The 14,507-nt window shown below is 66.9% G+C and carries 14 protein-coding genes; 12 read left to right on the top strand and 2 right to left on the bottom strand.

Annotation, left to right across the window (positions count from 1 at the left end; translation table 11 throughout):
* Positions 1-137: 137 nt before the first annotated feature.
* From surE to ACOCMH_RS26720, 5 genes are read left to right on the top strand one after another with little or no spacing between them, the layout of a single operon-like run.
* Positions 138-890: a 5'/3'-nucleotidase SurE gene (gene surE / locus ACOCMH_RS26740; RefSeq protein ID WP_171518315.1), complete on the top strand. Its 753-nt coding sequence runs from the start codon at positions 138-140 to the stop codon at positions 888-890.
* A 43-nt stretch (positions 891-933) separates the two neighbouring features.
* The gene (locus ACOCMH_RS26735) at positions 934-1,842 is read left to right on the top strand and encodes a protein-L-isoaspartate(D-aspartate) O-methyltransferase (protein ID WP_427310149.1); all 909 of its coding nucleotides are present in this window, start codon (positions 934-936) and stop codon (positions 1,840-1,842) included.
* An 8-nt stretch (positions 1,843-1,850) separates the two neighbouring features.
* Positions 1,851-2,735: a peptidoglycan DD-metalloendopeptidase family protein gene (locus ACOCMH_RS26730; RefSeq protein ID WP_427310147.1), complete on the top strand. Its 885-nt coding sequence runs from the start codon at positions 1,851-1,853 to the stop codon at positions 2,733-2,735.
* A gap of 6 nt (positions 2,736-2,741) precedes the next feature.
* Positions 2,742-3,929: an RNA polymerase sigma factor RpoS gene (gene rpoS / locus ACOCMH_RS26725; RefSeq protein WP_427310145.1), complete on the top strand. Its 1,188-nt coding sequence runs from the start codon at positions 2,742-2,744 to the stop codon at positions 3,927-3,929.
* Positions 3,926-4,765, top strand: coding sequence for a 3'-5' exonuclease (locus tag ACOCMH_RS26720; RefSeq protein WP_427310143.1), 840 nt, complete (start codon positions 3,926-3,928; stop codon positions 4,763-4,765). Before rpoS ends, ACOCMH_RS26720 begins: the two co-directional genes overlap by 4 nt.
* 27 nt (positions 4,766-4,792) lie before the next feature.
* Here the strand turns inward: ACOCMH_RS26720 and ACOCMH_RS26715 are convergent, their stop codons facing one another.
* Positions 4,793-5,647 (bottom strand): endonuclease/exonuclease/phosphatase family protein, encoded by an 855-nt coding sequence (locus ACOCMH_RS26715; protein ID WP_427310141.1) that lies wholly within the window; start codon positions 5,645-5,647, stop codon positions 4,793-4,795.
* 256 nt (positions 5,648-5,903) lie between these two features.
* Here ACOCMH_RS26715 and rlmD point away from each other — a divergent pair, with 256 nt between their 5' ends.
* Positions 5,904-7,208: a 23S rRNA (uracil(1939)-C(5))-methyltransferase RlmD gene (rlmD, locus tag ACOCMH_RS26710; RefSeq protein ID WP_427313372.1), complete on the top strand. Its 1,305-nt coding sequence runs from the start codon at positions 5,904-5,906 to the stop codon at positions 7,206-7,208.
* 67 nt (positions 7,209-7,275) lie between these two features.
* Here the strand turns inward: rlmD and ACOCMH_RS26705 are convergent, their stop codons facing one another.
* A complete protein-coding gene (locus ACOCMH_RS26705; RefSeq protein ID WP_427310139.1) occupies positions 7,276-7,980 on the bottom strand; it encodes a Bax inhibitor-1/YccA family protein in 705 nt (234 codons plus the stop codon).
* A 373-nt stretch (positions 7,981-8,353) separates the two neighbouring features.
* On the opposite strand from ACOCMH_RS26705, the gene ndk reads away from it, so the two are divergent.
* The 6 genes from ndk to hisS are packed head-to-tail and all read left to right on the top strand — an operon-like array spanning position 8,354 to position 14,482.
* Positions 8,354-8,779, top strand: coding sequence for a nucleoside-diphosphate kinase (ndk, locus tag ACOCMH_RS26700; protein WP_010809422.1), 426 nt, complete (start codon positions 8,354-8,356; stop codon positions 8,777-8,779).
* 36 nt (positions 8,780-8,815) lie between these two features.
* A complete protein-coding gene (gene rlmN / locus ACOCMH_RS26695) occupies positions 8,816-9,970 on the top strand; it encodes a 23S rRNA (adenine(2503)-C(2))-methyltransferase RlmN (RefSeq protein WP_427310138.1) in 1,155 nt (384 codons plus the stop codon).
* Positions 9,967-10,746 carry a type IV pilus biogenesis/stability protein PilW gene (gene pilW / locus ACOCMH_RS26690; RefSeq protein ID WP_427310136.1) on the top strand — a complete coding sequence of 260 codons (780 nt, stop codon included), beginning with the start codon at positions 9,967-9,969 and terminating at the stop codon, positions 10,744-10,746. Before rlmN ends, pilW begins: the two co-directional genes overlap by 4 nt.
* Positions 10,739-11,731, top strand: a complete 993-nt coding sequence (locus tag ACOCMH_RS26685; protein ID WP_427310134.1) for a helix-turn-helix domain-containing protein — start codon at positions 10,739-10,741, stop codon at positions 11,729-11,731. Before pilW ends, ACOCMH_RS26685 begins: the two co-directional genes overlap by 8 nt.
* A gap of 48 nt (positions 11,732-11,779) precedes the next feature.
* The gene (gene ispG, locus ACOCMH_RS26680) at positions 11,780-13,072 is read left to right on the top strand and encodes a flavodoxin-dependent (E)-4-hydroxy-3-methylbut-2-enyl-diphosphate synthase (RefSeq protein WP_427310132.1); all 1,293 of its coding nucleotides are present in this window, start codon (positions 11,780-11,782) and stop codon (positions 13,070-13,072) included.
* Positions 13,073-13,111: 39 nt separating this feature from the next.
* Entirely contained in the window at positions 13,112-14,482 is a 1,371-nt protein-coding gene (gene hisS, locus ACOCMH_RS26675) for a histidine--tRNA ligase (protein WP_427310130.1), read from the top strand.
* Positions 14,483-14,507: the final 25 nt, after the last annotated feature.

The raw sequence follows: 14,507 nt of genomic DNA, 5'->3' as shown, positions 1-14,507 counted from the left end.
CGGTCGTTCTGTTTCATGCGGAAGCCGTGGAGGCGGTTATTTGCGGCCTGCATACCGCGCCGGCGCCGCGCCGCCGAGGCCCCACATCGGGCGGCGCGCGGGCCGCTTGGGCGCCTGCGCTCAGGTACAATCGCGGCATGCATATCCTTCTCGCCAACGACGACGGTTATCTCGCGCCGGGACTGGCCGTTTTGCATGCTGCGCTCGCGCCGCTGGGCCGGATCACGGTCATCGCGCCGGAGCAGAACCATAGCGGCGCTTCCAATTCCCTGACCCTGCAGCGCCCGCTGTCGATCTACGAGGCGCGCGAAGGCGTGCAAAAAGGTTTTCGCTTCGTCAACGGAACGCCCACCGACTGCGTGCATATCGCGCTCACCGGGCTGCTCGAGGAAAAGCCCGACCTGGTGGTGTCCGGCATCAACCAGGGCCAGAACATGGGCGAAGACGTGCTGTACTCCGGCACCGTCGCAGCCGCGATCGAAGGCTACCTGCTGGGGATTCCCTCCGTGGCCTTCTCGCAAGTCGACAAGGGCTGGGAACACCTTGACGCCGCCGCGCGCGTGGCGCGCACCGTGGTCGAGCGCATCATCGGCACGCCGCCGGCCGAGCCGTTCCTGCTCAACGTCAATATCCCCAGCCTGCCGTTCGAACATATCCGTGGCTATCGCGCCACGCGCCTGGGCAAGCGCCATCCGTCGCAGCCGGTGATCACGCAGGTAAACCCGCGCGGCGACACCAATTACTGGATCGGCCCGGCCGGCGACGCACGCGATGCCAGCGAGGGCACCGACTTCCACGCGACCGCGCAGGGCTATGTCTCGCTCACGCCGTTGCAGCTGGACCTGACCCACCGCGGGCAGCTCGACGCGCTCGACCAGTGGCTGAAGTAGGGCCGCCGGTCCCGAGCCGCAGAATCGCCGCGCCGCGCCCCCGATGAGTTCCACGCCCCCTCGCAAGTTCCCGCTGCCGCTGGATGCGGTGGTCGAACGCAAGCCTGCGCCCGCGCGCACCGCCGGCATGCCTGCCGTGGGCGCGCCGCGGCCGGCCGCGCCCACGCCCGCGCCGGCCAAGACCCGCCTGCCGCGCACCGCGGCGCCGGCACCCGCGCCGGTGCCTGCCAGCGCGGTCGAGCAGCGCGCCTCGGCGGCCACCGCCGGCGGCGGCGGCATGGCCTCGGCGCGCGCGCGCGCGGCACTGGCGGCGCGGCTGCGCGCCGCGGGCATTCGCGATGAGCGCGTGCTGGCGGCCATCGCCACCGTGCCGCGCCATTTGTTCGTCGAGCCGGGGCTGGCGTCGCAGGCCTATGAAGACGCCGCGCTGCCGATCGGCCACCAGCAGACCATCTCCAAGCCGTCGGTGGTGGCACGCATGATCGAGCTGCTGCGCGAGGGCCTCGGCGCCGACGCGCCGATGGAGCGCGTCCTGGAGATCGGCACCGGCTGCGGCTACCAGGCCGCGGTGCTGGCCCAGGTGGCGCGCGAAGTCTTCTCGATCGAGCGCATCCGGCCGCTGCACGAGCAGGCCAAGGCAAACCTGCGCCCCTTGCGCGTGCCCAACCTGCGCCTGCATTACGGCGACGGCATGCTGGGCCTGCCGCAGGCGGCGCCGTTCTCGGCCATCATCCTCGCCGCGGCCGGCATGGAGGTGCCCGAGGCGCTGCTGGAGCAGCTGGCCATTGGCGGGCGCCTGATCGCCCCGGTGGCGGTGGTGCCGCCGGCCGGCGTGCCCGGCCAGACCGTGACGCAGCAGCTGCTGCTGATCGAGCGGCGCAACCGTCATCGCTTTCATCGAACCGCGCTTGAAGCCGTTTTCTTTGTGCCTTTAAAATCGGGCACCATCTGAGTCGAACTATGCACAACATCGTGAAATCGCAAAATTTCGCACGCACCGGACAACTTCTTGCGGCGACGTCGCTCGCGGCCCTGCTGGCCGCCTGCGCCAATTCGCCGATGCCGGCGCCGGTCGTCGACCGTACCTCCACCTCCGGTACCACGGCGGCGACGCTGGAACCGGCGCCGCCCGGGTACTATCGGGTCAAGCGAGGCGATACCCTTTACCGTATCGCGCTGGAGAACGGCCAGTCGTATCGCGATGTGGCGGCGTGGAACAACCTGACCAACGTGAACCAGATCGAGGTTGGCCAGTTGCTGCGCATCGTGCCGCCGGGTGCCGACGTCAACACTGCGCCGGGTGTGGCGACCATGCCAGTGGCGCCGGGCACAGTGCAGGCCCAGCCGATCGACCAGGCTCACCCGGCCGCCACGCCGGTGACGCCGCCGGTCACGCCTGCCGCGGGCGCTTCGGCGCCGGCCGCAGCGCCCGCTGCGACCGCGCCGGCATCAGCGCCGGCATCGGCGCCGGTAGCCGACGGCTCGATGAAGCTGGCGTGGCCGGCGACCGGCCAAATGGTCGGTAAATTCGACGACAAGGGCAATAAAGGCATCGATATTGCGGGCAAGAAGGGCGACTCGGTGCTGGCCGCCGATGACGGTCGGGTGATTCACGTAGGCCCCTTGCGCGGCTACGGGAATCTTGTCATCATCAAACACAACGAGACATTTCTTACCGCTTACGGGCACAACGACAAGGTGCTCGTCGCTGAGCAATCCACGGTCCGAAAAGGCCAGAAGATTGCGGAGATGGGCAACAGTGATACCGACCGGGTGAAGCTTCACTTCGAAGTTCGCAAGAACGGAAAACCGGTTGATCCGATGCGGTACCTGCCGCCACAGTGAGGGTTCATGCCACGCCAGAAAACTGTCTCCTCCGGAACCGTCAGCAGGGCTCGCCGTCCCAAGCAGCCGGAAGTGAAGGCTGGTGTGGCGCATCCCGATGAACGCGGCGATGCAGAGGGCTTCGGGCCCGATCTCGCCGCCGAGATGATTCCCGCGACCGACGAGCCCATCGCCACGTCCGCTTCGGTGGGCCTGCGCGAGGCCGACCTGCTCGGCGACGACAATGAGCGCAACGAGCGCCATCTGCGCGACGACGACGAGGACGAGGCGGAAGACGAGGAAGAAGACAGCGCGGAAAACGGCACCGAAAGCGCCGCCGCCGAGCATGACGATTTCCGCACGGTGCTGCATACCGAGCTGGCCGCCGATACCGTCCAGCATTACCTGAACCGCATCAGCATCAAGCCGCTGCTGTCGGCGCCGGAAGAGCTGCATTTCTCCACACTGGCCAAGGACGGCGACTTTGCCGCGCGCCAGGTCATGATCGAGCGCAACCTGCGGCTGGTGGTCAGCATCGCCAAGGGCTATCTCAATCGCGGCGTGCCGCTGCTCGACCTGATCGAGGAGGGCAACCTGGGCCTGATGCACGCGATCGAGAAGTTCGATCCGTCGCGCGGCTTCCGTTTCTCTACCTACGCAACGTGGTGGATCCGCCAGAGCATCGAGCGCGCCATCATGAACCAGGCGCGCACGGTCCGCCTGCCGGTCCACGTGATCCGCGAACTGAACCAGGTGCTGCGCGCCAAGCGGCATCTGGAGAAGGGCGGCACCGACGGGCGCGATGCCAGCCTGGAAGACATCGCCCACCTGCTGGGCAAGACGCCGGACGAAGTGCAGGACGTCCTGGCACTCAACGAACATACCACCTCGCTCGATACGCCGTTCGACCTCGACCCCGGCTCGAGCCTCCTGGATTTCCTCTCCGACGAGCACAATGCCGCCCCCGACCAGGAGGTGGCGCACCGCGAGCTGGAAGGGCTGATGAAGCTCTGGCTCGCGCGCCTGTCGGAAAAGCATCGTTATGTGGTGGAACGCCGTTTCGGCCTCAACCATATCGAGCCCGCCACGCTGGAAGAGCTGGCCGAGGAAATGGGCCTGACGCGCGAGCGCGTGCGCCAGATCCAGCAGGAGGCGCTGGTCAAGCTCAAGCGGCATTTCGCTTCGCAAGGTGTGAGGAAGGACGCCGTTCTATGACCCCTGTGCTGGTATTCGACATCGAGACCATTCCCGATGTCGCCGGCCTGCGCCGTTTGCATGACCATCCCGATGCGATGAGCGACGCCGAAGTCGCCGAGCATGCGTTCTCCGCCCGCCGGGAAAAGACCGGCAGCGATTTCCTCCCGCACTACCTGCAGCGTGTCGCCGCGATCTCGTGCGTGCTGCGGCGCACGCATCGCGATGGCTCGTCGGTGTTCCATGTCGGCTCGCTCGGCACGCCGGAAGACGGCGAGGCCACGCTGATCCAGAAGTTCTATGAACTGATCGCGCGCTACAGCCCGCAGCTGGTGTCGTGGAACGGTGGCGGCTTCGACCTGCCGGTGCTGCACTACCGCGGCCTGGTCAACGGCATCACCGCGCCGCGCTACTGGGAGATGGGCGAGGGCCGCGACGACGACAGCCGCGACTTCAAGTGGAACAACTACATCAGCCGCTACCACATGCGGCACCTGGACCTGATGGACCTGCTGGCGATGTACCAGCCCCGGGCCAGTGCCCCCCTCGATGACCTGGCCAAGCTGTGCGGCTTCCCCGGCAAGATGGGGATGGACGGCAGCAAGGTCTGGCAGGCCTACCAGTCAGGACAGCTCGACGAGATCCGCGCCTACTGCGAGACCGACGTCGTCAACACTTACCTGATGTACTGCCGCTTCCAGCTGATGCGCGGCGGGCTCTCGCCGCGCGAGTTCGATGTCGAGATGGAGTTCGTCCAGGAATCGCTGGCCGAGTTGCCGGGCGAGCAGTGGATGGAGTACCTGCAGGCGTTCCGGTTGCAGCGTCTTACGCCCGAAGCCGAAGACCTCGAAGACTGAGGGCGCCGGCAGGCTCCGCGCTGCGGCCTACAGGTCCAGCGACAACACGATCGGCTGGTGGTCCGAGGCATCGGTATCGGCATTGACCTCGCAGCGCCTGACGCGGGCGGCAAGATTGTCGGTCACCAGCATGAAGTCGCAGGCAAACGGTGGCTCCGGCCATTGTTCCTTGTCGTGCAGCGCGCAGGTAGGGGCATGCGGCTGGCCGGGGCGCAGGTGCAGCCAGGCGTCGCGCCACGCCGGCGTGCCGTCCTCGAACGGCTCGAGCATGCGGCGATAGGCGACGTCGTCGGGCTTGCTGTTGAAGTCGCCGCACAGGATGGCTTCGGCAGGCCGGGGCTCTGGTGTGAACGGGCCTGGCCACTTCTCCGCGCGGCCTGGGCGGCGCGCGTGGCCGCAAGCCTCGGCATGCCATGCGCGCAGCGCTTCCGCCTGGGCCGCGCGCTGGCTCGCCGAATAATATTCCAGGTGGGTGCAGACTACGCGCAGCCGTGCGCTGCCGGCCTCCAGGGTGGCCTCCAGCGCGACCCGCGGCATGGACGCCACCTGGGGATCCGCGGGCCAGGGCAGCGCGTGGCGGAAGACCTCGCGCACCGGCAGCCGGGTGGCGATCAGGTTGCCGAACTGCTTCAGCGCCCCGGTGCGCCCGCGCCGGTCGACGGCCGGCGCATAGAGCAAGTGATAGCCCGGCAGCAGCGCGGTCAGCTCGGACACCTGGTCGGCACCGGGCTCGCCGCGCAGTTCGTCAAAGCCGCGCGTCACCTCCTGCAGGCACAGCACGTCCGCGTCGGCCATGGCGCGCAGTACGGCCACTTGCCGCGCCAGGTCCACGCGCCCGTCGGCACCGCGGCCCCATTGGATGTTCCAGGAAATCAGTTCCATGCCTGCTCTCCGTTGCTGGCCGGATGTCCGCCGCCGGAGCGGGCCCGGTCTGTCATACAATCGCGCTTTCGTAAAACAATACGTCAGCTTTCATCTGGTGTCCCAAGCCGTGTCCTCCCCACAAGAAACGCCGGCCATGCCGGCTGCTGCGGCCGTCGAAGGTGCTGCTCCCGTCGCAAAACATTCCCGTGGCCGTGGTGCCGCCCAAGGCGGTGCGCCTGCGGACGACCCCGTGGTGACGATCGACAGCCTCGACATGGAAGCGCGCGGCGTCGGCCGCCTGGTCAATGAGGACGGTACGCCAGGCAAGGTGATCTTCGTCGAGGGCGCGCTCCCCGGCGAGACCGTCACCTACCGCAGCTTTCGCCGCAAGCCCAGCTACGAGCAGGCCCACCTGGGTGAAGTGCGGCAGGCGTCCGTCATGCGCGTGGAACCCGGTTGCCAGCACTTTGGTGTCTGTGGCGGGTGCTCGATGCAGCATCTGGATTCGCGCGCGCAGCTGGCCATCAAGCAGCGCGTGCTGGAAGACAACTTGTGGCATTTGTCCAAGGTGAAGCCCGACGTGGTGTTCCGCCCGATTGCCGGGCCGGATTGGGGCTATCGCTACCGCGCGCGCCTGACCGTGCGTTACGTGGCCAAGAAGGGCGGCGTGCTGGTCGGCTTCCATGAACGCAAGAGCAGTTACGTGGCCGACATGACGCGCTGCGAGATCCTGCCGCCGCATGTGTCGGCGATGCTGGTGCCGCTGCGCGAGCTGGTGATGGGGCTCTCGATCCGAGACCGTATGCCGCAGATCGAGCTGGCGGTTGGCCAGGAAGTGACTGCGCTGGTGCTGCGTATCCTCGAGCCGCTGACGGATGCGGACAAGGACTTGCTGCGTGCATTCGCTGACGCGCACCAGGTCCAGTTCTGGCTGCAGCCGAAAGGCCCGGATACGGTCTATCCGTTCTACCCGGCCGATGCCGAACTGGCCTACACGCTGCCCGAGTTCGGCATCCGCATGCCGTTCAAGCCGACCGACTTCACCCAGGTGAATCACCAGATCAACCGCGTGCTGATTGGCCGTGCGCTGCGCCTGCTGGACGCACAGCCGCAGGACCGCCTGCTCGACCTGTTCTGCGGCATCGGCAACTTCACGCTGCCGCTGGCCACGCAGGGCAAATCGGTGATGGGCATCGAAGGCAGCGAGGCGCTGACCACGCGGGCGCTGGCCAATGCCGGCTACAACGGCCTGGCGGACAAGACCGAGTTCGCCTGCCGCAACCTGTTTGAAGTCACTGCCGAAGACATTGCCGCGCTGGGCCGCTTCGACCGCTGGCTGGTGGACCCGCCGCGCGAAGGCGCCCTGTCCGTTTGCAAGGCGCTGGGCGAGCTGGCGCAGCAGGGCAGCGACGTGCTGCCGCGGCGCATCGTCTATGTCTCGTGCAGCCCCGCCACGCTGGCGCGCGATGCCGGCCTGCTGGTACATGAGGCGGGCTATCGCCTGAGCGGCGCCGGCGTGGTCAACATGTTCCCGCACACCTCGCACGTGGAGTCGATCGCGGTGTTCGACCGCGACTGATGGTGGCGGGCGCGCAAAAGAAAAGCCGGCCAACTGGCCGGCTTTCTTCATGCCGCGGGGTTTGCCGTCACTCGCGGTTGCCGCCGAAGATTCCCAGCAGGGCCAGCAGGTTGGCGAAGACGTTGTAGACGTCCAGGTAGATCGCCAGCGTAGCAGTGATGTAGTTGGTTTCGCCGCCGTTCACCACGCGCTGCACGTCGAACAGGATGTAGGCCGAGAAAATGCCGATCGCGATCACCGACACCGTGATCATCAGCGCCGGCAGCTGCAGCCAGATATTGGCCACGCTGGCCAGGATCAGCAGGATCACGCCGACGAACAGGAACTTGCCCAGGCCGGAGAAATCGCGCTTGCTGACAGTGGCGATCGTGGCCATCGCGCCGAACACGGCCGCGGTGCCGCCAAACGCGTACATGATCAGCGCCGGGCCGTTCGAGAACGCCAGGGTGGCGCTGATCAGCCGGGACAGCATCAGGCCCATGAAGAAGGTAAAGGCCAGCAGCAAGACCACGCCCATGCTGCTGTTCTTGGTCTTCTCGATGGCGAAGAAGAACCCGAACGCGATCCCGAGGAACAGGATCAGCGACAGCCCGGGGCTGCCCGCCATGAAGCTGAAGCCGGTGGCCACGCCGATCCATGCGCCGAGCACGGTCGGAATCATCGAGAGGGCCAGCAGCCAGTAAGTATTGCGCAAGACCCGGTTGCGAACGACAACGTCAGTGACGGTCGACGCACTATTGCCGAAACCGTAGGTATTCAGCTTGTTATCCATGGTGACTCCTGTCTCAAAACGGTGAGGCGCCGGCGGTGCGAAACTCCAGATGCGAAGTTTCGTATGGACCCCGGACGGAACCATCGTCAATGTGGCATCGGGTAGTCCGAATTGCAAGAGCGGTGTAATGCAAAAGGCACTCCGCGCTGACTCGGATCCGTTCGACGCCGCTCACATTGGATGTTAGCGGGACCGCTGCGTTCCGGGGATGACAAGGTTGTAATGTGCGGCTGGTGCAATTTGCCGCGCGCTGTTGCGACACGGCCGGGCGGACATGCGCCGGAGCGGCCAGGCCCCTCGAAAGCGTCATGGTCTTCGTGCTAGAATTGCACGTTTAATCCATTTGTAACCCCTTCATTTTTCGGAGTTTTTCATGGCGATTGAACGCACCCTGTCGATTATCAAGCCGGATGCCGTGGCCAAGAACGTGATTGGCCAGATCTACGCCCGTTTCGAGGCCGCCGGCCTGAAGATCGTTGCTGCCAAGATGGTGCACCTGTCGCGCGGCGAAGCCGAGCAGTTCTACGCGGTTCACAAGGAGCGTCCGTTCTTCAAGGACCTGGTGGACTTCATGGTTTCGGGCCCCGTCATGATCCAGGCGCTGGAAGGCGAGAACGCCATCGCCAAGAACCGCGACCTGATGGGCGCCACCGACCCGAAGAAGGCCGAGAAGGGCACCATCCGCGCCGATTTCGCCGACAGCATCGACGCCAACGCCGTGCACGGCTCGGACGCTGCTGAAACGGCTGCCGTGGAAGTGTCGTTCTTCTTCCCGGGCATGAACGTCTACAGCCGCTGATCGGCTGCTGACTGACACCAAGCTGAGTTTGCCGTCATGAACACTCTCGTCAACCTGCTCGACCTCGACGCGGACGCGCTCACCGCTTATTGCGGCGAGCTCGGCGAGAAGCCGTTCCGTGCGCGGCAACTGCAACGCTGGATCCACCACTACGGTGCCAGCCGCTTCGACGCCATGTCGGATCTCGCCAAGTCGCTGCGCGAAAAGCTCGCGACCCGCGCCGAGATCCGCGCGCCTGCCGCCATCACCGACAACCTGTCGGCGGACGGCACGCGCAAGTGGCTGCTCGACGTGGGCGAGGGCAACGCCGTGGAAACGGTGTACATCCCCGAGGAAACGCGTGGCACGCTGTGCGTTTCCTCGCAGGCGGGATGCGCCGTCAACTGCCGGTTCTGTTCTACCGGCAAGCAAGGCTTTTCGCGCAACCTCAGCACCGGTGAAATCATCGGCCAGCTGTGGATGGCGGAGTTCGCCATGCGCGAGCAACTGGGCCGCGGCCCCAAGGATGACCGCGTCATCTCCAACGTGGTGATGATGGGCATGGGCGAGCCGTTGCTGAACTACGACGCCGTCGTGCCGGCCATGCGGCTGATGCTCGACGACAACGCCTACGGGCTGTCGCGCCGCCGCGTGACGCTGTCCACTTCCGGCGTGGTGCCGATGATGGACAGGCTCTCCAAGGATTTGCCGGTGGCGCTCGCGGTGTCGCTGCACGCGTCCAACGACGCCCTGCGCGACGTGCTGGTGCCGCTGAACAAGAAATACCCGCTGGCCGAACTGATGGCGGCCTGCAGCCGCTACCTCGAATTCGCGCCGCGCGATTTCATTACCTTCGAATACTGCATGCTGGACGGCGTCAACGACAGCGTCGAGCATGCGCGGGAACTGCTGAAGCTGGTTGCCGACGTGCCGTGCAAGTTCAACCTGATCCCGTTCAATCCGTTCCCGGAATCGGGCCTGAAGCGTTCCAACAACGAACAGATCCGGCGCTTCGCGCAGGTGCTGATGGACGCGGGCATCGTCACCACCATCCGCAAGACCCGCGGCGACGACATCGACGCCGCCTGCGGCCAGCTGGCCGGTGAGGTGAAGGACCGCACGCGCCTGGCCGAACGCGGCAAGTTCGGCAAGATCACGCCGCTGGTGCCGGTCACTGCCAGCGGCCAGCCGCGGGAGGCGCGCCCTGCATGATCCGTCTGATCGCTGCGGCCCTGCTCGGGCTGCTGATGTTGTCCGGGTGCCAGCTGCCGCATGCGCCGGCGCAGGATCTCCAGACCGCTTCCGACCAGACCGAGGCCAGGCGCCGGGCCGGCATCCGGCTGCAACTGGCCACCAATTATCTCGAGGCCGGCCAGAACGCGGTCGCCCTTGACGAGATCAAGCAGGCCATCGCCATCGATCCGTCGCTGGCCGATGCCTACCATGTACGTGCGCTGATCTACATGAACATGAATGAGCGGACGCTTGCCGAGGACAGCTTCCGCACCGCGGCGTCGATGCGCGCCAATGACGGCGACCTGCTCAACAACTACGGCTGGTTCCTGTGCCAGGACGGGCGCTACGGCGAGGCTGTGCCGATGCTGCAGCGAGCGGCGTCCGCGCCGTCGGCCGGTGGCCCGGCCAAGCCGCTGATCAGCCTGGGCGCGTGCGAACTGCGCCAGGGCCATAGCGCCGAGGCCGAGAAAAACCTGAAAGCCGCACTCGGCTACGACCGCAACAACCCGGTGGCCAACACCAACCTCGCGCTGGTGTTCTACCGGCGCGGTGATTATGTACAGGCGCGGCAGTATGTCCAGCGCGTCAACAGCAGCCAATTTGTCACTGCGCAATCCCTCTGGCTGGGAGCGCGCATTGCCCACCGTCAGGGCGACGGCCGCACCCAGGATGCGCTGGGGGCGCAACTGCGCAGCCGCTTCCCGGACTCGCGCGAGGTGGCCGCCTACGAACAAGGAGCATGGGATGAGTGAGCACGACCGCGCCGCAGGCCAGGCCGTACCGACGCAAGCAGTCGGCGGGGGCGCGCATGAGGGGGAACGTGAAGCCGCGGCGCGCGAAATCGGCGCGGCGCTGGCGCGCGAGCGCGAGGCGCAGCGGATGTCGGTCGAGGACGTCAGCGCACGGCTGAAGGTGGCCGCCAACAAGCTGCGCGCGATCGAGGCCGCAGACCTGCAGGCGCTGCCCGACGTGACCTTCGCCAAGGGCGTGATGCGTGCCTATGCCCGCATGCTCCATGTCGATATCGATCCGCTGCTGGCGCGCTTCCAGCCGCGCGCGGTGGCGCAGGTGGCCGAGATCGCCCGCCAGCGCGAGGGCGGCATCAACGCGGCCTTCGACGACCGCAATCGCTTCCGCTCCGGTGGCAATGGCGGCCGCTGGGTCTGGCTGGCGCTGATGGCGGTGGTGGTGGCCGCGGGCATCTGGTTTGGGCTCGACCATATCCGAGCCTGGATCGATGCGCGCAGCAGCGCTGCCGAAACCGTGGCGACCGAAGCACCGGCCGCGGATAACGCGAGCACGGAAGCGGGGATTGTGACCGCGGCGCTGCCGCCGGTCATGGCAGCCAGCGACTCGCCGGCGCCGTCCGCCGAGACCATTCCGGCCAGCGCGGCGGCAGGTTCGGCAACCGCGGCCAGCGCGGCAGCCCCGGCAACCACTGCAGCCGTGGCCGCATCGGCACCGCCGGCGCCCACGGCATCGGCTGCGGCGCCTGCGGCGGGCGAGTTGCAGATCCGTTTTGCCGCGGATACCTGGTTTGAAATCCGGGACAATAGCGGCAAGGTCGTCATGGGAGGCACCGCCAAGGCCGGCCAGAGCATGGCGGGCAGTGGCACGGCCCCGTACAAGGTGGTGATCGGCAACGTAAAGGGCGTCGAATCGCTGACGCGCAACGGCACGCCGGTCGACCTGAAGGCAGCCAACCGCAACAACGTGGCGCGCCTGACGCTGCCCTGACGCGGGTGCGAGGTGCGGCAAGGTGCGTCTTTGCAAGGTGGTAACGCTATGAACCAACAGCTTTGTCTTCCGGTCCTGCCGGGCCCGCTGCCGCGCCGCCAGACCCGCCAGGCGCGGGTCGCGTGGGGCGACAACGTGGTGACCATCGGCGGCGGCGCGCCGGTGCGGATCCAGTCCATGACCAATACCGACACGGTCGATGCCATCGGCACCGCGATCCAGGTCAAGGAACTGGCGCGCGCGGGTTCCGAGATCGTCCGCATCACGGTGAACACGCCCGAGGCCGCGGCCGCGGTGCCGTCGATCCGCGAGCAGCTCGACCGGATGGGTGTCGACGTGCCGCTGGTGGGAGATTTCCACTACAACGGCCACAAGCTGCTGCAGGACTATCCGGCCTGCGCCGAGGCGCTGTCCAAGTACCGCATCAACCCGGGCAACGTCGGCCAGGGCGCCAAGCGCGATACCCAGTTCGCGCAGATGATCGAGATGGCGTGCCGCTACAACAAGCCGGTTCGCATCGGCGTGAACTGGGGCAGCCTGGACCAGGACCTGCTGGCGCGCATCATGGACGAGAACGCCGGTCGCACCGAACCGTGGCCGGCGCAGAGCGTGATGATCGAGGCGCTGATCACCTCGGCCATCGATTCGGCAAGGAAGGCCGAGGAGATCGGCCTGCCGGGCAGCCAGATCATCCTGTCGTGCAAGGTGTCGCAGGTACAGGAACTGGTCGCGGTGTACCGCGAGCTGGCGCGCCGCTGCGACTACGCGCTGCACCTCGGCCTGACCGAGGCCGGCATGGGCAGCAAGGGCATCGTCGCTTCCACCGCGGCGCTGTCGGTGCTGCTGCAGGAAGGCATCGGCGACACCATCCGCATCTCGCTGACGCCGGAACCCGGCGCGCCGCGCGAGAAAGAGGTGTACGTCGGGCAGGAAATCCTGCAGACCATGGGCCTGCGCAATTTCACCCCGATGGTGATTGCCTGCCCCGGATGCGGACGCACCACCAGCACGGTGTTCCAGGAGCTGGCGGCCAGCATCCAGGCCTACCTGCGCGAGCAGATGCCGCAATGGAAGACCGCCTACCCGGGCGTCGAGGAAATGGACGTGGCCGTGATGGGCTGCATCGTCAACGGCCCGGGCGAAAGCAAGCACGCCAATATCGGCATTTCGCTGCCGGGCTCGGGCGAATCGCCGGCCGCGCCGGTGTTCGTCGATGGCGTCAAGGTGAAGACGCTGCGCGGCGAACGCATTGCAGAAGAATTCCAGGCGATCGTAGACGAATACGTTCGCACGCATTACGGCCCGGGCGCTGCACGGGCCGGCAAAGAAGTGGCAGCCTGAGCCGGACCGGCCGGGGCCAAGCAGCCTGACTAGAACAGAATGACGCAATCCGAGAATATGGCCGCCGAAGGCGTTGCCAAGACCGAACCGAAGGCACGCCCCGCCAAGGCTTTGCAGGGCGTGAAGGGCATGAACGACATGCTGCCGGCCGACGCGCCGCTGTGGGAGCATTTCGAGAATGCCGCGCGGGCGATGCTGCGCGCCTACGGCTACCAGCAGATCCGCACGCCCATCGTCGAGCACACCCAGCTGTTCGTGCGCGGCATCGGCGAGGTCACCGACATCGTCGAGAAGGAGATGTACTCCTTCACCGATTCGCTCAACGGCGAGCAGCTGACGCTGCGCCCCGAGGGCACCGCCGCGGCCGTGCGCGCCACCATCGAGCACAACCTGCTGTACGACGGCCCCAAGCGCCTGTGGTACACCGGCCCGATGTTCCGCCACGAGCGTCCGCAGCGCGGCCGCTATCGCCAGTTCCACCAACTGGGCGCCGAGGCGCTGGGCTTCGCCGGCCCGGACGTGGATGCCGAGATCATCCTGATGTGCCAGCGCCTGTGGGACGACCTGGGGCTGGTCGGTGTGCGCCTGGAGCTCAATTCGCTGGGGCAGGCCGACGAGCGTGCCGCGCACCGCGAACAGCTGATCAAGTACCTGGAAGGCTTCCAGGACATCCTGGACGATGACAGCAAGCGCCGCCTGTATACCAACCCGCTGCGCGTGCTCGACACCAAGAACCCGGCGCTGCAGGAAATGGCGGCCAACGCGCCCAAGCTGATCGACTTCCTTGGCGAAGCATCGCTGGCGCACTTCGAGGGCGTGCAGCGCCTGCTGAAGGCCAACAACATCCCGTTCAAGATCAACCCGCGCCTGGTGCGCGGGCTCGATTACTACAACCTGACGGTGTTCGAGTGGATCACCGACAAGCTGGGCGCGCAGGGCACCATCGCCGGCGGCGGGCGCTATGACCCGCTGATCGCGCAGATGGGCGGCAAGGCCGCGCCGGCCTGCGGCTGGGCCATGGGCATCGAGCGCATCATCGAGCTGATCCGAGAAGAGGGCGTCGTGCCCGAGGCGGTCGGTTGCGACGTTTATCTGGTGCACCAGGGCGAGGCCGCCGCGCAGCAGGCGATGGTGGCCGCCGAGCGCCTGCGCGACGCCGGCCTGGACGTGGTGCTGCACGCCAGCCCGGACGGCAAGGGCGGCAGCTTCAAGTCGCAGATGAAGCGCGCCGACGCAAGCGGCGCGGCCTATGCCGTTATCATTGGCGACGACGAAGTGGCCGCCGGCGTGGTCCAGGTCAAGGAACTTCGCCAGCGCGAGCAGGCCGAAGGCGGTGGGCAACAGGCCACCGTGCCGGCCGAAGGCCTGGTCGATTACCTGATCGACGCCATGGTCGGCGCCAGCGAATAACGGTGCGCCGCCGCAGCCCAAGACC

It is taken from the genome of Cupriavidus sp. H39 (assembly GCF_050271075.1).
Classification (GTDB): domain Bacteria; phylum Pseudomonadota; class Gammaproteobacteria; order Burkholderiales; family Burkholderiaceae; genus Cupriavidus; species Cupriavidus necator_B.
The sequence above is the reverse complement of the archived record's forward strand: the minus strand, read 5'-3'. Positions and strand labels throughout refer to the sequence as shown.

Coding starts and splice junctions, on each gene's coding strand:
- ACOCMH_RS26735 (WP_427310149.1), top strand. CDS start 934: ATGAGTTCCACGCCCCCTCGCAAGTTCCCGCTGCCGCTGGATGCGGTG.
- ACOCMH_RS26720 (WP_427310143.1), top strand. CDS start 3,926: ATGACCCCTGTGCTGGTATTCGACATCGAGACCATTCCCGATGTCGCC.
- ACOCMH_RS26685 (WP_427310134.1), top strand. CDS start 10,739: ATGAGTGAGCACGACCGCGCCGCAGGCCAGGCCGTACCGACGCAAGCA.
- rlmD (WP_427313372.1), top strand. CDS start 5,904: ATGGAAGCGCGCGGCGTCGGCCGCCTGGTCAATGAGGACGGTACGCCA.
- rlmN (WP_427310138.1), top strand. CDS start 8,816: ATGAACACTCTCGTCAACCTGCTCGACCTCGACGCGGACGCGCTCACC.
- surE (WP_171518315.1), top strand. CDS start 138: ATGCATATCCTTCTCGCCAACGACGACGGTTATCTCGCGCCGGGACTG.
- rpoS (WP_427310145.1), top strand. CDS start 2,742: ATGCCACGCCAGAAAACTGTCTCCTCCGGAACCGTCAGCAGGGCTCGC.
- ACOCMH_RS26715 (WP_427310141.1), bottom strand. CDS start 5,647: ATGGAACTGATTTCCTGGAACATCCAATGGGGCCGCGGTGCCGACGGG.
- ACOCMH_RS26730 (WP_427310147.1), top strand. CDS start 1,851: ATGCACAACATCGTGAAATCGCAAAATTTCGCACGCACCGGACAACTT.
- ACOCMH_RS26705 (WP_427310139.1), bottom strand. CDS start 7,980: ATGGATAACAAGCTGAATACCTACGGTTTCGGCAATAGTGCGTCGACC.
- ispG (WP_427310132.1), top strand. CDS start 11,780: ATGAACCAACAGCTTTGTCTTCCGGTCCTGCCGGGCCCGCTGCCGCGC.
- pilW (WP_427310136.1), top strand. CDS start 9,967: ATGATCCGTCTGATCGCTGCGGCCCTGCTCGGGCTGCTGATGTTGTCC.
- hisS (WP_427310130.1), top strand. CDS start 13,112: ATGACGCAATCCGAGAATATGGCCGCCGAAGGCGTTGCCAAGACCGAA.
- ndk (WP_010809422.1), top strand. CDS start 8,354: ATGGCGATTGAACGCACCCTGTCGATTATCAAGCCGGATGCCGTGGCC.